A 20566-nucleotide genomic window follows, 5' to 3' on the forward strand; every position below is an offset into this window, starting at 1 on the left:
ATGACTGATGGCATTTATATCCTAGCCAATGATGTCGTCTATGACCAATTAGTTGCATTGCTCAATAGTATAGAAGCTAATGCCGGCAGGAAAATTCCTATTTGTATACTTCCATATAATGAGCAGTTAGACAAAGTAAAGGCAGAAATTGCCTCTAGAGATAATGTCAGCTTATTTGAAGATTATGATTCCATAGCTTACTGGGATGACTTTGCTACTCAGATATGGAAAAATTATCCTAGAGCACAGAAAACTTGGCGAGGGTGGGGCTTTCCAGAACTCTATCGGCTACCAATGCACCGCAAATTGTGTGCTGTGGACGGCCCCTTTGATAGATTTATTTATTTTGATGCAGATACTTTGTTAATGGGGCCTGTAGATTATGTATATGAAAAATTAGATGCCTATGATTGGGTAGTCAATGATTTTCAATATAAGTCTGATTTAAAATTTGTTTTTGATGGTTTACCAGAGCAAATGCAGCAAGTTTTTAATTTAGATAACTTGCAATCTAAGATATTTTGTGCTGGTTGGTTTGCCACTAAGAAAAACATTTTTTCTCCAGCTATAAGAGCCGACTTTCTCGACAAATTAATAGCAGGCGAAGCCGAAGTCATGTGTTGTTTAGGCCCTGACCAATCTTTATTTAACTATATGGTATTGAAAAGCGGAATTCCATATTATAACTTTGCTTTTCATGACTGCAAACAGTCAACAGGTAATCACTGGAGTTCTCGATTTGATGTAGTTGATAACGTCCTTTACGACCAAGGGCGGCAGCTGACATATCTGCACTATATGAGTATAAGTTCATCAAACTTTACTCAACTTTGCGCTGGTGAAGATATTAATATTCCATATCGAGATGTGTTTTTGTATTATAGATATTTAAAGTCGCCAGAACAAAAACCCACAAGCTTGAAGCGTCAGAGTCCACTACTACGTTTGCAAAAGACTAGTACAAGTTTTTTCAATCAAAAAATCAACAATATCAAGCTAAACTATCGTAATTTCAAGGATAGAATTACTAATCAAACTTGACTTAAAGGTTGTGTAGTTTTTAGCTTATCTATTGCTTAATTATCGGTAATAAAAATCAAAGTCTTTCAAAGTTAAAATTCTTAAACGCAGTAAATTATATAAATACTTAATAATTTTATTGCTTTTAACTATAATTTTCTGTCCAATGAAGCGTTCGGGGTATTCTAACTTTGTTTGTTGCTCAAAATATATTGCCATATCCTCCATTTTCGATTCTCCCTTTTTGATTCTGACAAATTCGATTCTATTCTTAAAGAAAGAGATACCCTCCATTGCACTCCATCTAACTGGTAAACCTGCTTTAGCGGCTGCTAAACCTATTGCATTTCCTTCGCAATCATACAGTCCATTTAACTCACAATAAGATGCTAGAATTTCCCATTGTTTAAGAAATTCCATTTCCTTTCCAGAGTCTTTTGTAACTGTAAATAAATATTCATAAACAAAGTTAATATTTTCATTTTCTAGTTCTAAATTTAACTTTGAAGCGGCCTTTTTAGCCACTTTAAACTCTTTCAGAAGTCTGGGGTCGGGATTGCCAGTTAGAACTCTAGCATACTTTTTTGTCATGTTTTCACAACCTCTTGCCGTTATTCCTGGCATTGAAATGCATTTCAGATTTTGTGGAACTGGCGCTAATATTCGCATATCTGCATCAATGAATATGCATGAATTAAATAGAGATAAACTCTTGGCTATTGCAAATCTTTTGTCATGATAAAACTTAACGCTTTGTTGTCTATGCTTAAATGCCAAAACGTTAGGTTGTTGGCTAAAGTCGCTAGGAAAATCAGTTAAAATAACAAAAGATGTGTTAGGCGAATATTTTTCGATATCTTTTGCTAATAACAATGCAAGATTGCGATAGTTCTTGCCACATGCTAAAGTACAAAAACAAAATGCCTTTTTGTCTTGATTCATAGCTTTTTACGCTCCTTCTAATTAAATAAAAATCTGCAACGCCAAAATTCTAAACAAAGTCGAGTATACTTTGAGTCATACTTGTTATCTTTTTAACAGAGACACTGCGGATGCAAATTTCAGTATTTGTACGTAATCTTAACGCAATGAAATCTTATATTTATAAAATTTTAATACAAAATAGGTATTCACCACTAGCTAATGATCTCATTTGTAGCGAAATATCATTGCTGGCGGTGATAATTTAGGGTAATTTGGATGTTAATGAAGCGTTATACTATCTAAGAAAAAGAATCTAAATCTAAAGATTGCATACCTTCGCGTTCTATAAAGGTCATCATACTTCCCAGTTGTAACCAAACTAATAAACAAGTAAACAGACTAATTGGTAAACCGACTCCTAAAGCCAAGGAAGTAGGAAAACCAAATATTGCTAACCCTGAAGACAGAAATAGACTAGTACCGCCAGTTATACCGATAAATGGCACAAATAATTGTTTGAGTGAGGAACGCGGTTTAGTATTTTCTGTTCGTTCGCTTGGCCATTTTTGTACAATTACTTTCAAAGTGCCAGATAATGCTAAACCAGATGTTAATGCTGTTAGAAAGCCAACAAGTAACAGAAAATAAGGCGGTTGTAGAGGAAAATAGTACATCAAAACTCCTGATTATATTAAAGATTTTTTAGTTTTTGTTTGTTGACTGATTCCCAGCAAAAAGCGCAAGGGATGTAGCCTTTGGTAGGATAGCAGCTGCGCCTTCTCTGGATAAGTCTGTTAAAATTCCGATCGCTACATTTAATAAACGATCTGGTTTTATGTCATCTTTAACCAGGTTCCACAGGCGTTGGACATCTTCGGTGTGGAGGCGGTCATCTTCAGTAAGAGCAAGCACTAGCTGCCGCCGCAGAAATTTCCCTTCTTCTGAAATTAAAAATTGGAACCCCATCTGGGCTGTGGGTAACACATCAAAGTTATTATCAGTCCGAGCGATCGCAATCAAATTCTCTAATCGCTGCCACTGAAATTTACCATCTTTGAACAACACATTCAATAATCGCCGCCGTAATTCTGGCGATTCCCCTGTCAGCAAGCGCCGTGCTATATAGGGATAACCCACCTCAACAATTTTGAAATTCGGGTTGAGGCTAAGGGCAATACCTTCTTGAGTCACCAAAGAACGAATAATCAAAGCAAACTTCGCCGGGACTCGGAAAGGATATTCATACATCAGTTCCGAGAATTCATCGGTAATAGTTTTGAAGTTAAAATCCTTGACATTTTTGCCAATTGCATTTCCTAGCACCGCTTCCAAGGCTGGCACAATCGGGCAAATATTCGTGTCTGGAGTCAAAAATCCTAATTTTACAAAATCTTCAGCTAAGTCGGTGTAGTCTTTATTCACCAAATGCACTAGCGCATCCACTAGTGTTTCTTTGGTGCTTTCCTCCAACTGATCCATCATGCCGAAGTCAATATAAGCCATCCGACCATCGAGCACAGCAAACAAATTGCCAGGATGAGGGTCAGCGTGAAAGAAGCCGTGTTCTAAAAGCTGTTGCAACCCTGATGTAACGCCAATTTGGATAATCGCTTCTGGATCTAAACCTGCTTCCTTGATGCGTTTAGTATCTGTCAACTTAAAGCCGTCAATCCATTCCAGGGTTAAAACGTGGGTATTTGTATAACGCCAGTAAATGCCTGGAACTTTTACTTGCGGGTCGTTGCGGAAGTTGCTAGCAAATTTTTCGGCGTTGCGGCCTTCATTTATGTAGTCGATTTCTTCAAATAACTTCGTGCCGAACTCGTCCACGATTAAAGTTAGGTCGTGACCGAGATTAAGGGGCAACCAGGGAGCTACCCAACTCGCCCCCCACCGCAATAAATAGAGGTCACGCGTGAGAATCGGGCGTAAGTTGGGGCGTTGCACCTTCACTGCGACTTCTTCGCCACTGATCAGACGACCACGATATACTTGACCCAAGCTAGCAGCAGCTACTGGGCTAGGCGACAGTTCGCTAAAGCTTTCGTGAATGGGACGTTCTAGTTCACTTTCGATAATTTTGTAAGCGATCGCATTATCGAAAGGTGGTAACTGATCTTGTAACTTGATCAGTTCTTCTAAAAAGTCCTTACGGATTAGGTCAGGCCGGGTAGAGAGGGCTTGACCAACTTTGATAAAAGTTGGGCCAAGGCGGGTGAGCAGTTCTCGCAACTGGATAGCTCGTTTACCCTTGTTCTGCTCAACTTTATCTTGCCATTCGTCCCACTTGAGACTGAGTATAAATCCCGCAAAAGAGAAGATAATTCTCAGGAGTCGCCCCCATGCTAACCAGGGACGGTAACTATAGTAGCGAGCGATCGCCTCTGGATTATAGAGTTTTAGCAGAGCAGGTTGATACTGACCCACGCCTTTATTTGCCTCTTCAACTGAAAAATTTACAATGATTGTTTTTCTCCTAACCCACAAATTACTTGCAAGTTCAGGATAGCGGTAGTCTTTTATCTAAAACAACTAGAACTCTACCCCTTTGGGATACGGTTCGCCGTGATTTTAGCTTGTGTTACTGCCTAAGATTTGTTTATCTTTTTCTTAATTATACTTTATAAAACTACAACTACTTATCCCACTTTTAGATGATTTTATTTTTTCTTAACCATTATTTATAAAAATATAAATATCTACCTGTGTCTGATTATGCAAATTTAAATCAACTGCGATCGTAAGTAACTTTATTTACTAACATTTATATGAAGTAGTAGTACTATTACTGTCTTGGATTTAATCTTTGTTACCATTCTCGCCTCGGAATAAATTCCAAGGTTAATAGCTTACATTCCTCTCAGGAGGATTAAACCAATTCGCAATAGGCAACTCTTGGAGACCCTAAAAGCGAACGCCCCGCTACGAAGAGAGCAATTACGTTTTGTAACAGGGATTTAGATTTAGGCGTTCAATTCGCGCTGCTTGATAGAAGCAGGAGACTTAAACCCCTGAACCTCGTTAAATACAAAATTTTCAGCCATGTAGAAGGCTATCTTATAGCGCTCTGAGTTAAGTAGGTATAGAACCCAGAGCAAGCTCCTGGCTTCCTCTGATGTACCTCATTTAATTAGGAAAAGCTTGGAAAATTTCAGTCCACTTGAGTGGACTTTAGCTATGAACCGCAGAACTTAAGTTCTGGGCGGGATATCGGATGAGCGCGACACTTTAACTATTATAAGAATATGGATAATGATAATAGTATTTACATCGTGCTGTACTAGCCCTAGAATTGTATAGTTTAGGTAGAAGAATCAACCCCAAACTTATAACAGAATTATTATTTATAAGTATTATAAATTTGGTAATTGGTAGTGATTTAGCCACACTTACCAATTACCAATTAGCTACTTTTAACCATCGTGCAATGCTATTTAGATTTAGCCTCCAAGTTTTCTAAACGGCTTCTCAATTCCTGATTTTGCTGTTTGAGTTGGTCAAAATCCTCACGCAATTGACGCAGGGTTTTTTCTGAACCAATATTCTTTTGCACCTTAGAAATTTCTTCTTCAGCGTAGCGACGCACACGCCCATCAGCTGTTTGTTCAGCTAGCGATCGCAAAATCCCCACTGCTTTAGGTGTTTCCATTTGTCCTAATGCTGCTGCTACCGCAACTTGCGTTAAAAAGAAGGTTTCTTTCGCTAGTTCTGTTAATTTTTCTAAAATCCGTTCTAAATTAACCGGACTTTGACCTACAGAAATCTTTCCTAAAGCGCGAATTGTGGCTAAACGTAGCGGTTGTGGTACACCGAGTTTGGTATATTCGATTAGCAAATTTAAAGCTGCTTCCGAGGTTTTGAATTCAGCTAAACCGGTAACTGCACCACTCCGAATCACTTCATTCCAACCCGCCTTTTCTTCTAAAACGGATTTTAGCAGCTTTAATACCTTGTCTTCCTTGGGTTTATCTTCCAAGTTTGCAGATGCAATCGCCCCGATCACACGAGAAGCTGCTGCTTCCACGTAGTAGCTAGGATCGCCCTTTTGCACTAACCCTCTGACTGCTTTATAGCTTTCAGCAGTTTTGATTTGAGCAAGTGCTTCCACTACAGCTCGTCGTACGTAAGCATTTTTATCTTTTAACCCAAGAACTAAACCATCAAAGGCTTGGTCTAAATTGATTTGCGCTAGTTGTTTCGCCGCCTCCACACGCACACCCCACAATGGGTCATTTTTTAGCGATGTAGATAGTGCAATAATAGCTTCTAATCCACCTTTTTTTGCCAAAGCTGCTGCTGCGTAAATACGTGAAATGGGGTCGTGATCAAATTCTAACTGTGCTTTTAACTCTGATATTGGATACTCTAACGCTACTGTTTTCAGATAATTATTCTCAACATCAAAGCTGATAAATTGGGGCTTATTTTCTAGGGGAAAGTAAAAGCTTTGTTCACGTTCATTTACTCGCACTACAAAAGTTTTTAGTTGTGAGTTAGGAGTTTGGAGTTTGGAATTATTTTTAACTCCTAACTCCTCACTCCTAACTTCTCCTTGTTGGGTATAGCCAAAACCAATAGGTATTTTTAAATCAAACAAATCCTTACTACCATTTTGACCTTCAGCAGCTTGGGTTTGAGTTACCGTGATTTTTGCTAATTTAGCATCCCCATCCCAAGAGTAAGCTACTTTAAAATCAGGATGACCACCACGAAAAACATATTGGTCAAAGAGGAATAAAAGATTATGTCCGGTAGCCTTTTCAATCGACCTGAGTAAGTCTACTGTTTCTACGGTTTTGTGGGCATTATCTTGAACAAATGTTTGGATAGCCTGCCAAAACAACTCATCTCCTAATTGGGCCCGAATCATGTGATAAACACAAGACCCTTTTTCGTAAATGTGGCGATCGTAAAGCTCAATAGCTTCCCGGTATACATGTGTTACCATCGGGCGACGATAGCGACTGCTATCTTCACTTAAGTAACGACGAGCTTCTAATAAACGATAGTAAGCTGCTTCTTCTAAACTATATTCCTGTTCTGTCCACATCACCTCAGAATAAGAAGCCATCCCTTCCTTAATCCAAGCATGAGACCAATGCTTAATCACCACCAAATCACCAAACCACTGGTGCGCGAGTTCATGGACGACTAAACTTTCAGTATTACGGTTATCTAAAGCGGCGCGTTCATCCAGCAAGCATCTATCCGTTAATAGTGTTGTGGAGGTGTTTTCCATCCCGCCAAAGATGAAATCATCGACGCAAACCTGGGCGTATTTCGGGAAAGCATAAGGATAGCCATACTTTTGGCTCAGAAATTCGATCATGCGGGGAGTTTTGCCCATGCTGCGTTTAGCATCTTCCTCCCGTCCCTTTTCTACATAGTAGGTAACTGGTTTCCCATTCCACTCATCTTGAATTTCGGCAAAGTCACCTACTGCTAAAGTCATCAAGTAGGTAGGATGAACTTGTTGCTGTGACCAATGATAGATTTTGTAATCACCATCTTCTGTGGTGTTAATCAATTCGCCGTTAGAAATTGCTACGAGAGGGTTGGGGACACGAACGCGAATTTCGGAAGTGGACAGTTGTCCTGGATAATCAAAGCAGGGGAACCAAAAGCGAGAGTCTTCGTCTTCTCCTTGAGTCCAAACTTGAGTTGGCTTGTTTGGGTAGTGCTTGTCTGGTTGAATAAAGTAAAGACCGCGTTGCGGTTTTGTTACTGAATAGGCGATCGCAATTAGCAAGCGTTTACCACTTTGAGTCGCCTCAGCAAGTTGGATAGAAAGCTGTTCCCCGTCGTAGTCAAAATTTTGTGGCACTTTGTCCACCTGTACAGACTCGATATTCAGGTTGACAGCATCCAAAGTCAAACGATCAATGCCATTACGGATTGGTAAGAGGCGAATGCTACAATTGCCCTGGTAGCTTTGCTTGGGTATATCCAAGCTGAGATCCAGAAAAATATGCTCTACCTGTCCGGGGCGATCGGGGCTGTAGTGTGGTCTTGCTCCCGGTAACTCAAAAGGTTTGTGTACGTTATTATCTGTATCAAAATAAAACTTCGACATTGATCCTTACTGACCTTGTAATCCTGAAAAGTCTGGCTTGGCTGGATGTTGTTAAGTAAAATAGCGGTGTCTAAATATATTTCCCAAATTAATAGGGCATTATGGAGGTGAGAATTCCCTTTTGGGGGGGATTAAAATTAATCTCACCGGAATTTCCGAAGATTAGCTGGCGATCCTTGGACTTTTTTCCATATCCCTCCCGCATTTACTACTGATGTTTTGCACTTTTTTGGCATCAAGTCAAGAGTCTCTTGCACCTCGATAACTTTTAATTAAGTACAAACACTCCTAATTATTCTTATATAGGACTCCGATTCGATTTTTGAAAACATACTGAGACTGAAAAGCTCGTTTATCAGGGTTTTATCTGAAATTTTCCTTACAAATCAGACAGGAGTCCTATAACTTAGGATAGCTTGCCACTGTTGAGCAGGCTATTTTGTTTGAAATGAACAGCATATCATTTGCCGATTCGCTCCCCATCTCGTGAAAGTATTTTTTAGAGTAATTATTTTAGACTGCTAACTTACAGGACTACTAATTTTATCAGTAAATACCGATCAATGAGCGGAAATTATTAATAAATCCGAAAACTCTACAGTGACACTTGTATAAATCTCGGTGACAATCTGAGCAAAAGAGGATAACAAAATGCCTGAAAGTAAATCTAAGTTTCTCATTCCTGCTGTTGGTGCTGCTGTACTTGTCGCAGGAGGTATAGCAGCTTATACGTATTTTAAAGCCCCATCAGGAGCTAGCTCAGACGCTCTAGGCAGCGCTAAACTCGTACCTTCAACAGCATTGATGGCAACTTATATTACTACTGACTCTCAAGCCTGGGCAAAGTTACAGCAGTTTGGCACTCCAGAAGCACAAAAATTAGTGGCAAAAGGTCTGGAAAATTTCAATCAGCAAGTGTTCAGTGACAGTAACGTTTCTTATGAAAAAGATATAAAGCCTTGGGCTGGTGGTGTCATGATTGCTGTATTGCCACCTAATCCTGTTAAATCGGCGCAGTTGAAAGCATCTTTTCAAACACCTAATGCGCCAATCAATGTACAGCAGGAATCAAATATCTTGATCGTAGTGGGAATCAAGGACAAACTCAACGCCTTGAATTTTGCTAACAAATTAAAGTCACAAAAAGGAGTTAAATTTCAAGAATCTGACTATAAAGGTCAAAAAATTATAGAAACTACAGAAAATAGCAAGCCAACATATAGCGTAGTTTTAAATAATAGTCACTTAGTATTAGCACCCGAAAAGCAAGCTGTAGAAAAAGCAATTGACACCTTTAAAGGAGAGTCTTCTTTTGCCAGTAAAGAAGATGCAAGCAGCATCCTTAATAAAAGAGTGGATGTCAAAAACAGCCTCGCCCAAATTTATATACCAGATTATGCAGGCATGGTACAGCAATTAGCAGCCGGAAGCCGGCAGGCAAAGCAGTTACCTCCACAAGCGCTGACGCAACTTAAGCAGATAAAATCTGTGGTGGCGGGTGTTGGTGTTGATGATGCGGGAGTGCGGGTAAAAGCGATCGCTAATTTAGATCCGCAACTAAATAAATTTCAGTATCAATCAAGTCCGGGAAATATAGTCGGGCAATTTCCCACTGGTACTTTTGCTCTGATTAGTGGAAATGGTATCAGCCGTGGCTGGGAAACGCTAGTAGAAGAGTCAAAAAATTATCCAGAAATGAAACAAGGTCTTGAACAGGTGCGAGGACAATTGAAATTTGTCAATATTGACCTGGATAAAGATATTTTTGGCTGGATGAATGGGGAATTTGCCTTTGGTGCGATTCCATCCAATCAAGGCGTGTTAGCAAATGTTGGTTTTGGAGGTGCTTTAGTATTTGATACTAGCGATCGCAAAACTGCCGAAGCCACCTTCACGAAATTGGATACCCTTGCCAAAACCCAACAAATCAACGTTGCCAACAGAAATATTGGTGGGAAAGACGTAACTGAATGGCAAATCCCCAGACAGGGAGCTTTATTGTCACATGGTTGGCTAGATCAAGATACTGTATTTGTAGCTCTTGGTGGCCCAGTTGCTGAAGCAATCGGCGATCGCAAAAATCCATCTCTTGACAATAGCGATACCTTCAAAGCCGTTACGGGTTCTTTGCAAAAGCCCAACGGCGGCTATTTCTACCTAGATATGGACAAAACTCAAACTGTGCCTTTGATCAAGAGTTTAATCTCATCTGACGCTAATGCTATCACCATCTTGAGTTCCATTCGTGGTCTTGGTTTTACCGCTAATAGCCCTGATAAATCTACCAGTGAATTGGAGATGTTGTTAGCTCTTAAGCCTAGTACAAAGTAGGGCATGGGACAAAACAGTTATTTAGCGGATAGCTAGGGTTTAGCCTGTCTTGAGTTCCGTGTAAATAAGTGAGATTCTTAACTCAGCACTGGCTCAAGTCCGACTACTACTAACAGCGCTATTGAGGGGGATTGGTGATTAATTATGCTCCTCTGCCGCCTCATCCTCTCACTCCTAATCCCTTTACTACTCACAAAACTTGATTATTCCGAGTTTCCAAGGTTTGGTTGAGTCTATCCAAAGCGCCAGTCAATCTTTCTTGGGCTACAAGATTAGGATCTGGCAAGGGTTCATCGGCTACTTCTTCTTGTCTCTTGAATTTTTGTAAGGCTCGAATTGCCACAAATAAAACTAAGGCAATAATTACAAAGTCAACTATTGCGCCAAGAAAGTGACCAATCTTGATTCCCGGGCCAATGGCGATTGTTCTCCAGTCTTTGCCAGCAAAACTAACCAGGGGATTAATCAATGGCATGATCACATCTTCAACAAAGGAAGTGACAATTTTGCCAAAAGCACCACCAATGATCACAGCGATCGCCAAGTCAACTACATTGCCTTTTAGGGCAAATTCTTGAAAATCTTTTAAAAAGCCAGTTGCTCTTCTTCTTGCTCTGCCCATATTTGACTCCAATCAGCTGAACTTACTGTACTTTTCTTTATAAATGACACTCAGTTTTTTGCCATTCTTGTTGAGAGAAATGTTGCTAAGTATCAAAATTTTACCAGTCTTGAATAAAATTCTCTGATAAATACAAAATGTAAACCAGTATGATTTAAATCTTCTCAGAAGTTTGCTGCTCTGCAAATGTCAACTTTCTATAATATTTGTTGCTTGGGGCAAGTCAAAGGAGACAGACTGCCGTTATACAATTCAATTCATTTCTAGACTGCTGTCTAGCAAGTATGTCATAAGTAAAAAAGGCTGTTGAACGCAAATTAATTTATGACCACTACTGTAAACACTAATCCTGGTTTAGCTTCCCGTTTGGTAAATGGCGTACTGGCAATCAAACCTTTAGCCAACCTAGCCAAACACCAAGCTAGACAAATGATGATTAAACGTGCCGAAAGAATTGGCGTGCCTTGGACACAAGAAGTCAAAACTCTACAGGCGCGTGATTGGAAGGCTGATCTAGCTCAAGTAGAAAATCCTCAGCTTTCCTACCCAGAATACTATTTGCGGTCATTCCATGCCTATGAAGGTGGAAACCTAAGTTGGAAAGCCGCTTGTGAGCTAGAAGTCGCTGCCCGTACTGTCCATGCTGGAATTTGGCAAGATGCTGGAGCGGAAGGAGATGCTAAACTGCGCCAAAGTTACCACGATATCCTCAAAGTGCAAATCCCCAATCAACCCCAAGACATCCTCGATGTAGCTTGTGGTGTGGGTTTGAGTACATTTACCATGCAAGAAATTTATCCCCATGCCAAAATCACAGGCTTAGATTTATCTCCCTACTTCTTAGCCGTTGCTAATTACCGCGCTGGGCAACGTCAAGCTAAAATAAACTGGCTTCATGCCCAAGCGGAATCTACCGGGCTACCTAATGCCTCTTTTGATTTAGTTTCCATTTTCCTGATGTGCCACGAATTACCCCAATCGCCAACTCGACAGATTTTAGCTGAAATGCGGCGCTTGCTGCGTCCGGGTGGCTACTTGGCAATCATGGACATGAATCCAAAATCTGAAGTTTACCAAAAAATGCCAGCCTATATTTTGACTTTGCTCAAAAGTACAGAACCGTATTTAGATGAATATTTCGGTTTAGATATTGAGCAAGCTATTGTTGAGGCAGGTTTCCAAACTCCCACTATCACTAACAATACCCACCGTCACCGCACAGTACTTGCTCAGGTGAGTGGTTGATTTTTCTTTACTGCTCTGGGCAGCAATACCACCTTTGCTGCTGCTAGGCTACTACTACTGTAGAGTGCCATTTGCCCCACCTTTTTTAAAGTTGCTGATGTTTTTTATCATCGGCGCAATATCTGGTATCTTAGCCCTTAGCCTCGAATGGATTTTTGAAATTGTAGTCAACAGGGTTGTAGACTGGCATCAGATCAAGCTATGTCTGCCGACAAGTCGCTGCGCTACACTTTCTGGAATAGCCTTGCGGCAGCTTGTGGAAGTAGGCCCAATTGAAGAAGGTTGCAAGTTTGTAGCGGTTGTTGTCCCAATCTACTATTTGCAACGCAAGTATCGATTATTTGCATCTACCGTTTTCCTCTTCACCATAGCCGTTGCCCTTGGATTCACTGCCGAAGAAAATTGGATTTACCTTTTCCACGATACAGCCTCAATTCTAGACCGTATAATCGGTATGCCAGTCCACGCCATGTTCTCTGCACCTTGGGGATATGCTTTAGGAATCTATATTTCCTCGAACATTCGGTTAAATCAAGACAAAACGTTCATTTTTAGGGCTTGGCTAAATTCTGTAATCTGTCATGCCCTAGTTAATGTTTTATCAAGTGCTTGGCGTTACTCACTGCCTTTAGGTTTCCTGAGTTATGGTTTATTCCCATTTCTCTTGTGGATGTTTTGGCGACTAGAACAATTACTGCGAAAAGTGCAAGGCAAACCCGCCATTACCCTGATTTCAGGCCATACACCCCAACACCGTTACTGGCAGAGGAGTTTAGTGCTGTTTGCCCTCATAATGGGTGGAAATGCTGTTTTTGGGCTGTTTCTTTTAGTCAGGATTCTTAGTCCCTTGAGTCCGTCAAAGCTTTTTGATGTTGATATTTTGTGGTTTATAATTAGTCGCTTTTCACTAAATCTCTTTTTCGGAGTTTTAGCTTGGGGCATTTATCGGTATTTGCGACATTCCGCTCGTCGTCGGTATTTTTAAAATATGATTTAGAAAAATGCTAGGGGGTTTCTATGCAAACAACTCCAGTGCGTTGGACGACTGCTGATCTAGAACTATTTGCTGGCGATCGCAGAAATCGCTATGAGATTATTGATGGAGAACTATTTGTGACCAAATCACCTAGTTGGGATCATCAATCAAGTTGTGGTAATATTGTTACAGTTCTTAACAATTGGTCAGATCAAACTAGTTTAGGTAAAGCTGCGATCGCACCTGGAATTATTTTCTCAGATTCTGACAATGTGATCCCTGATGTGGTGTGGGCAAGTCATGAACGCTTAAAAAACTTACTAGATGAAGCTGGACATCTCACAGGCGCACCGGAGTTAGTTGTAGAGATTTTATCCCCCGGTGAAAAAAACCAAAAACGCGACAAAGAAACAAAGCTAAAGCTGTATTCAGTCCAAGGTGTTCAAGAATATTGGATTTGTGATTCTATACAAAAGAAAGTTGAGGTTTATCGCCGTGAACAGGCTGCATTAAAGTTGGCAGCTACTTTATTCGGTCAAGATGAGTTAACAAGTCCTTTGCTACCTGGTTTCAACTGTTTAGTAAGTAAACTTTTTTAGGTGGGCATTGGGGAGCCAGTGCGTTGGGCGGCTCTGCCGACTTGAAGCAACTGGCGTCATTGGGATGATATCAGTTCCCTATGTCCTATGCCTAACTAAATTTTCAATTACCTAAACGCTTGCTAATACTGGCTGATTCGCAGTTGCGCTGACTGAATTTGATTCAGATTCAGTACAGTAGATTTCACAGGAGTTATTGGGACTTTCAATCAGTTTCACTTTGTAAAGTTTAGCTCCTAATTCTTGAATAGGCGATCGCAGTAAATTACTAATGTAAAGAGCGATATTCTCAGCAGTGGGAACAACTTCAGCAAAGTAGGGAATGTCTTTGTTTAAAAAGGTGTGATCGAATGGCTCAACCACATAATCTTCTATTACTTGGTTCAAAGCACCTAAGTCAACAATCATCCCTGTCCGTGGGTCAATTTCCCCTTTCACAGTGACTTCTAAATGATAATTGTGTCCGTGACCGTGGGGACGAGCGCACTTACCATAAATCTCAGTGTTTTCTTCGTTACTGAGGTTAGGATGAGCTAGCCGATGGGCGGCGCTAAAGTGAGTACTGATATTGAGGTAGGCTTCCATTGCGTTTCCCGTATAATCTGCCCAAAGTTCAGGATGTTCAAATAACTGCACACGGACTAAAGGCAAGTGTGGTGCTAGTCGTTGCCAAATAATCCGTGCAATATTCTCAGTGGTGGGCAGAGTTTCTTGAAATTCTGCCCACGCATCGTTGAGATAAGAGAAGTCCAATTGACTCGTAACTTCCCGTTTAATTACGTGTTTCACATCAGACAAGTTCAGCACCATGCCATATTCATCCAATTCCCCAGCTAAGGAGATGAATAAGACATAATTATGTCCGTGTCCCGGAAATCTAGAGCAAGCACCAAATTTCTCAATATTCTCAGCTTCACTCAGTTCTGGTAGCCAATAACGATGACTTGCCGAAAACTGGGCGCGGCGGTTAACAATACATTGCATGAGTACACTATGAGCAGAATTTAAAATTTCTTAATCTTTCTCTGTTTCCAGCATAAACTAATTCTTAAGTTATGTGTTACTAGTCATTAGTCCTTTGGCATCCAGCGAAATTTACCCATGCCCAATTCCTAATGACTATGTAACAGATGCTTGTGCCTCGCAGTGTAATCTTGTAGCTATACGGAATAGTTCATGACCTGTGTGTAAATAACGCTCATCGTAGTTCAAAGGAAAGTAACCTAATTCATCGAGTCCATCTCCTACTTGATCGAGGCTGTAGTAAAGGTGAGCGGCTGTTCTTGCTAAACTAGGCGGATTCGGTAGGGAGCGAAAAGTAGTTTGTGCCTGCTTGAGGTCATCTCGACAGGTTTTTAAGTATTCCTGAAATTCATCTAACAACTCATCATCAAAAGGATCAGCAGCTAATTGCTCCATTTGTTCTTCTAAGGAATAAAGAATGGTACAAAGCAAGCGATTTACTGGTTGGTAAACTTGGCGCAGCCATTCCTCAACTTGCTCGTCAACATCGCGTCCAGTTTTTCGTGTTGTCTGGTAATGCTTTTGCGCTGATGCTGTACGCTGTTGGCGATCGCTATTTAATTTTTGAGAGTCATCTTGCAGTTGTTGGTCATAATCGCGGCGATTTTGGTTGTCGCCTAAGACTTCATAAGCTGCATTGATGCGAATTATCTGCTCTCGATCGGCACTTTCCTGATTGCTGTCAGGATGAAATAACTTAACCAAGCGGCGATAGGCTTGCTTAATCTCCGCAAGGCTTGCACTTGGACTAACTTTGAGAGTTTCGTAATGGTTAGAAACGTGCTTAGAATTGACCATTAATTCAATTTATCGTTAGCTGATGCTAGCGGCTAACCTTGTTTCCAGGTCTTGGAACAACGGTGTACTCAAATACCTCTCACCAAAACTAGGCTGAATCATCACAATTAAACGTCCCTTATTTTCTTGGCGTTGGGCGACGCGAATTGCTGCACATAAAGCTGCTCCACTGGAAATACCAGATAGTAGCCCTTCTTCTTTTGCCAAACGCCGACTATAAGCGATCGCTTCTTCATCGGTGACAGTAATCACTTCATCAATCAATTTTATCTTAAGAACTTGGGGAATAAACCCAGCCCCAATCCCTTGAATTTTATGTGGCCCTGGTCGTCCCCCAGATAAAACTGGGCTATTGGATGGTTCAACTGCGATCGCCTTAAAACTAGGCTTGCGTGCTTTAATCACTTCTGCTACACCAGTGATCGTACCACCTGTGCCCACCCCTGCTACGATCATATCTACTTGTCCATCGGTATCTTCCCAAATTTCTTCTGCTGTAGTTTCCCGATGCACTTTTGCATTGGCTGGATTGCGAAACTGCTGCAACATATAAGTATCAGGCATCGTATTAACCATTTGTTGCGCCCGCCCAATTGCCCCACTCATGCCTTCCATCCCTGGCGTTAGTTCCAGTTCTGCTCCATAAGCCCGCAACATTGCCCGTCGCTCCGCACTCATTGTTTCTGGCATCGTCAAAATTAACCGATAACCCTTAGCTGCGGCTGCCATTGCTAGAGCAATTCCTGTGTTTCCAGAAGTAGGTTCTACTAATATTGTTTTCCCAGGAGTAATCAGCCCCTCTTCTTCGGCGGCGTTAATCATACTCACCCCAATCCGATCTTTGACTGATGCCGATGGGTTCATACTTTCCAATTTCACTACAATTTCGGCAACACATCCTTCTGTTTGGGGAATGCGGTTCAATTGCACTAGGGGTGTACGACCAACCAGTTCTGTAATGTTACGAGCAATTCGCATAATCTAGCCCTTAGTTATTAGTCAAAAGTCATTTATTATTAATCCTGTTCGGTTTTATCGTTCCCGTTAGATGTTTTATTTAATCCCTTCGGGAGACGTTCGTACCTTGCTCTAAGCGTTCGTGTAGCGTCTTGTAGAGAAGCCATGCCGTTGGCAAAGCCTCTCTAAGAGTTGGCTTTACGTTGCCCTAATAGCAGTCGCTCATAGGGAAAAACCCCAGACGCTCGATAACTTGCTAACGCTGCGCTATCGCCCTTGGCGTCTCCCCTTGAGAGAAGACCGCGCTGCTTTACCAAAATTCAAAATTCCTCTTGAAAAGTTCTGTTCACTAAAAAGCGACGCTTAGACTTTTCCCAAAATTAAAACTGCCAGAGTTAGAAATTTTTAATTCTTAACTTAGAACTTTTAACTCACCACTCCTAACTTTTATAGTATACTCCGGTTAACTACTGGGGTTTCTTGCTACTACTAACAACAAAAAGCCCCGCCTAATGGCGGGGAACAATAAAGTTAAATTATTGCCAGATTGTCAATACTCTAGAAGGTGAAAGTTGTTCTAAGCGTACCGATAATTGCATCATCGTTATCACTGTTTTGACCAGGAGAAGTCAAGTAAATTACACCAGGAGTAATTGAGACGTTATCTGACACGCGATACTTATAAAAGCCTTCAAAGTGATAGGGTATATCATTGTTACCACCAAAACCTGGCCGGTTAAACGAATAAGGTTCTGCACCAGCAAAAAGACCTAAGACGTTACCCTTTTTACCAAAATCAGGTAATGCTACCCCTAAACCGTAGCTCCAAGCTTGATAATCATCATTTGCACCAAAGCCGGTGACATCGTGGTAAGAGACAAAGCCACTAACTGACAGCTTGTCACTAGGTCTAAACGCAGCCTCCACACCATAGGAATTGCTCACACCTGCGTTTTGTAGAGTGTTAGCTTGATTAGTACCTACTGCAACAGAAGATCCAAAAGCGTTGTTTACGTTTGATGAAGTACCGGAGTTAAACAAGAAATTGCCTGCGGTATTATATCCGTGGACGTAGGTAGCCGCTAAAGCCAAGCGATTACCAACACTAAAGTTCAACTGTCCAAGAGCTGCGTAATCGCCGTTGGTTAGACCTGAACTCAGACCAGGATTATTAGCATTAGATGCCAAGTAACCCGCAGTGATTGAGCTATTTCCTAGAATACCCTGACCTTTACCAAGGGGTAGATTCAGCGCTATACCTGCACCACCACCAATCCGATAGATGGGGCTTTCAGAAGCCAAGGTAGATAAAGCGCCGTTACCACCATCAGTTTGATCGAAAAAGTAAGGATTATTGACGGATGCATAATGGCTGTGTCGTCCGCCAGCAGCTGCTAAGTAAACGTTGGCTGGACCTATAGGAACTTCATAAGTCAAACGATCTATATTGACACTGTTGTTACCATTGTTATTGCCAACTTGAAACGTTTGTGTACCTTCAGCAGTCCTGATCTGATTCCCACCGTTATCAAGTTGTGTAAAAGCTGTTGCATTACCTGCTGCCAGACGTGTATGTAAAATGTCTCTACCAGTGAAGCTGGTTTGCAAGTCTAAACGTACCCGATCTTGGAAGACAGTGTTGTTATTGTCGCCACTGTTACCTCCAAACACATCACTAACGCCAAAAATTGCTTCACCAACTAGTTTAGTGGTAGTGGAGAACTGATTAGCTTCCAATTCAGCAGTCCGCGCTTCTAAGGAATCTACACGACCACGTAGGGTTGCTAATTCTGCCGAAAATTCTTCTTGCAACCGTTGTAAAGTAGCTAAATCTTGTTTGGTAACTAGGTCAGCTGTTGCTGTGGCAATCAATTCGTTAACCCGATCCAAACAGGCGTTCAAACCTGCGGCAAATTCATAACGGGTCAAAGCACGATTACCGCGATAAGTAGCATTTGGGTAACCTGCAATACAACCATACCGCTCAACCAAGGACTGCAATGCTTGGAATGCCCAGTCAGTGGGTTGTACATCAGAAAATTGAGAAACCGATGTTACTTGAGACTGAGAATTATTTTGGTTGCCTTCGTTGCTGTAGCGATTAACTTCATCAATGGTTGTTTGAGCCAATGTTTCTGGCTGTTGGGTAACTTCAGTTACACCTGGTTGTGCAGCTGGTGATACTTCAGTGGTCTTGTTTGGAGCCGCCATTGCGGTTGCCGAAACTAACAATGTTGCTCCCAAAACTGCTGGGCTAACCACTAAGGATTTCCACAATATACTAGACATCTTTTCTTAACTCCTCACACCTTGTTTAGATAATTGGTTTCGTTACACCTAATTCTCAAAAATGCGACATCTGATTGAAACCTGTGGATGAGGCATAGTTGCCACTACTACAATTTTAGTTTTTGCAAAGCTAAATAAACGATTAACTTAGGGTTAAAAACTTATCTGATTAACTTATGCAAAAACATATCTTTATATCATAACATTATAAAACATCGGATCTAGATGACAAGATTAGAGTGATCGCCTTAAGAACTGTCACATATAATTATCTAAATATCTCAACAGAGAGTAGGCTTTAGGGCATTCACTGGCTACGCAGGCTAAATTGGCCAAAGCTTAGACACTTAGCAGATTGTGAGTAAACATTCCTTCTTGCACTTAGACCTACTGAAATTTGCATAGAAATAAAAACATACTGACTCAGCTATACAAATTTAGGCAAAGTCTTTATGCGAGGTAGTTTATCTGCTATTGCGATCGCAAACACCAGCAGCTTATGAATCAAAAGTTTTGAAACCAGCGCACTCCAAACCAAAACCTGTACTTCTAATCTTAAAGCTTCATACATTCTGCGTCTGCCGTCGCTGTGACTTCCAGTTAAGTATTTAAAGATGTCAGAATAATCAGAATAAATTACTTAGTTAATTTGGGAAATCGCCTGTGCTAAATCAAAGTCAGCCTGCGTCAGCCCACCTGCATCATGTGTTGTGAGTGCAATCTTCACTTTGTTGTAGGAAATTTCTAAATCTGGATGATGTCCTACCGACTCCGCAGGCTCCACCAGCTTATTAACAAACTCAATTGCTTGGATAAAATCCTTGAATGTGCGGGTAATCTCTAAGTTGGAGCCTTTAACAGTCCAACCGGACAGAACCTTTGCACTTTCTTGAATTTCTGCCTCAGTTAGTAGTTGTGCCATATCAAAAAAGCCACATTACATCTTTAACGTTAGATAAAATTCCTTTTGTTCTCCATAGAAAAACGATGCGAGGAGCAACTAGAGCATAAGACATGTATCTATATTTAAATTAGACTTAATGAATAGACTCTATTGCTTACATCTAGTTAGAACCCAAGGTTTAATGCAAAATATTTTTATTTTTAATCTAAAGTTAAAAAAGTTACCCACAAAAGACTATCCGCTCTGAGTTAGATCAGATAATCTATCTCAGAGCGGTCTAGCGGGTCTTCAGGTTGCAACCAGACTGCCGGAAGGAACTCCGAGCTTGCCTAGCTAATTGAGCTAACTTAGTATCTCAAAGATAACTAAGGCTAACTTTTAGAGAACAGCCCCGGCACACAGCCGGCTAACTGCAACCTGATGACCCATGCATTTACTACTTTCTATCATGGGCATCACCTCCTTGTTGCCTAAGCGGTCTTAGTCTCAAAAGGGCAGAGCATTTGCTCCGGGTTTATAACCTTCATATAAGATAACACATAAATTTATAGATATTAACGATATATAAAAAATAAAAAAATCCCCCACCAAAAGGCAGGAGATGACTGGAGAATGGGGAATATTGACACTTTATTGGCTTATGCAAAAGAGATTATTTAATCTAGTTAGTGTCAATTTTCGGCAACCACAACCATGACTTGAGTCATGATCAGCTTTCAATATTAGAGAGCGTTACCGCGAGGTAGAACTTCCTCAGGGAATACAAATTGTTCGTGGGGTTGATCTTGAGGAGCCATCCAAGCGC

General features: G+C 40.9%; 16 protein-coding genes and 1 pseudogene. 5 read left to right on the forward strand and 12 right to left on the reverse strand.

The features are described 5' to 3' along the window. Positions 1-1041 (forward strand): Npun_R2821/Npun_R2822 family protein, encoded by a 1041-nt coding sequence (locus RMY00_RS20410; protein WP_322649282.1) that lies wholly within the window; start codon positions 1-3, stop codon positions 1039-1041. Between the two features lie 39 nt (positions 1042-1080). Here RMY00_RS20410 and RMY00_RS20415 read toward each other — a convergent pair whose 3' ends face one another. The 4 genes from RMY00_RS20415 to RMY00_RS20430 form a co-directional block, all read right to left on the reverse strand. Then, the gene (locus tag RMY00_RS20415) at positions 1081-1962 is read right to left on the reverse strand and encodes a hypothetical protein (protein ID WP_322649283.1); all 882 of its coding nucleotides are present in this window, start codon (positions 1960-1962) and stop codon (positions 1081-1083) included. Positions 1963-2243: 281 nt separating this feature from the next. After that, positions 2244-2618: a hypothetical protein gene (locus RMY00_RS20420; RefSeq protein ID WP_322649284.1), complete on the reverse strand. Its 375-nt coding sequence runs from the start codon at positions 2616-2618 to the stop codon at positions 2244-2246. A 28-nt stretch (positions 2619-2646) separates the two neighbouring features. Next, positions 2647-4371, reverse strand: a complete 1725-nt coding sequence (locus tag RMY00_RS20425) for an AarF/ABC1/UbiB kinase family protein (protein WP_322649285.1) — start codon at positions 4369-4371, stop codon at positions 2647-2649. A 1003-nt stretch (positions 4372-5374) separates the two neighbouring features. After that, positions 5375-8017 carry a M1 family metallopeptidase gene (locus tag RMY00_RS20430; protein WP_322649286.1) on the reverse strand — a complete coding sequence of 881 codons (2643 nt, stop codon included), beginning with the start codon at positions 8015-8017 and terminating at the stop codon, positions 5375-5377. Positions 8018-8668: 651 nt separating this feature from the next. Between RMY00_RS20430 and RMY00_RS20435 the strand changes: the two genes are divergently transcribed. Then, complete coding sequence (locus RMY00_RS20435; RefSeq protein ID WP_322649287.1) at positions 8669-10348, forward strand: DUF3352 domain-containing protein; 1680 nt, start codon at positions 8669-8671, stop codon at positions 10346-10348. A gap of 190 nt (positions 10349-10538) precedes the next feature. On the opposite strand, the gene mscL is transcribed toward RMY00_RS20435, so the two are convergent. Next, positions 10539-10970: a large conductance mechanosensitive channel protein MscL gene (gene mscL, locus RMY00_RS20440; protein ID WP_322649288.1), complete on the reverse strand. Its 432-nt coding sequence runs from the start codon at positions 10968-10970 to the stop codon at positions 10539-10541. A gap of 324 nt (positions 10971-11294) precedes the next feature. Between mscL and RMY00_RS20445 the strand changes: the two genes are divergently transcribed. The 3 genes from RMY00_RS20445 to RMY00_RS20455 are packed head-to-tail and all read left to right on the forward strand — an operon-like array spanning position 11295 to position 13790. After that, positions 11295-12215 carry a class I SAM-dependent methyltransferase gene (locus RMY00_RS20445; RefSeq protein ID WP_322649289.1) on the forward strand — a complete coding sequence of 307 codons (921 nt, stop codon included), beginning with the start codon at positions 11295-11297 and terminating at the stop codon, positions 12213-12215. Next, complete coding sequence (locus RMY00_RS20450; RefSeq protein WP_322649290.1) at positions 12208-13200, forward strand: PrsW family intramembrane metalloprotease; 993 nt, start codon at positions 12208-12210, stop codon at positions 13198-13200. Before RMY00_RS20445 ends, RMY00_RS20450 begins: the two co-directional genes overlap by 8 nt. Positions 13201-13232: 32 nt before the next feature. Next, positions 13233-13790 carry a Uma2 family endonuclease gene (locus RMY00_RS20455; RefSeq protein ID WP_322649291.1) on the forward strand — a complete coding sequence of 186 codons (558 nt, stop codon included), beginning with the start codon at positions 13233-13235 and terminating at the stop codon, positions 13788-13790. Positions 13791-13901: 111 nt separating this feature from the next. Here the strand turns inward: RMY00_RS20455 and RMY00_RS20460 are convergent, their stop codons facing one another. The 7 genes and pseudogenes from RMY00_RS20460 to RMY00_RS20490 form a co-directional block, all read right to left on the reverse strand. Beyond that, on the reverse strand, positions 13902-14774 hold the full coding sequence (locus RMY00_RS20460) for a 6-carboxytetrahydropterin synthase (RefSeq protein WP_322649292.1): 873 nt from the start codon (positions 14772-14774) through the stop codon (positions 13902-13904). Positions 14775-14909: 135 nt separating this feature from the next. Continuing rightward, positions 14910-15611 (reverse strand): J domain-containing protein, encoded by a 702-nt coding sequence (locus RMY00_RS20465; RefSeq protein WP_322649293.1) that lies wholly within the window; start codon positions 15609-15611, stop codon positions 14910-14912. Between the two features lie 15 nt (positions 15612-15626). Then, complete coding sequence (cysK, locus tag RMY00_RS20470) at positions 15627-16589, reverse strand: cysteine synthase A (RefSeq protein ID WP_322649294.1); 963 nt, start codon at positions 16587-16589, stop codon at positions 15627-15629. Between the two features lie 537 nt (positions 16590-17126). Further along, complete coding sequence (locus RMY00_RS20475; RefSeq protein ID WP_322649295.1) at positions 17127-18857, reverse strand: iron uptake porin; 1731 nt, start codon at positions 18855-18857, stop codon at positions 17127-17129. Between the two features lie 427 nt (positions 18858-19284). Then, the gene (locus tag RMY00_RS20480) at positions 19285-19428 is read right to left on the reverse strand and encodes a hypothetical protein (protein ID WP_322649296.1); all 144 of its coding nucleotides are present in this window, start codon (positions 19426-19428) and stop codon (positions 19285-19287) included. A gap of 69 nt (positions 19429-19497) precedes the next feature. Next, a complete protein-coding gene (locus tag RMY00_RS20485) occupies positions 19498-19779 on the reverse strand; it encodes a 4a-hydroxytetrahydrobiopterin dehydratase (protein ID WP_322649297.1) in 282 nt (93 codons plus the stop codon). A gap of 704 nt (positions 19780-20483) precedes the next feature. Then, positions 20484-20566: pseudogene (locus tag RMY00_RS20490) on the reverse strand (photosystem II protein D2); the annotation flags it as partial.

The sequence above is a fragment of the Nostoc sp. ChiVER01 genome, from assembly GCF_034531155.1.
Lineage (GTDB): Bacteria > Cyanobacteriota > Cyanobacteriia > Cyanobacteriales > Nostocaceae > Nostoc.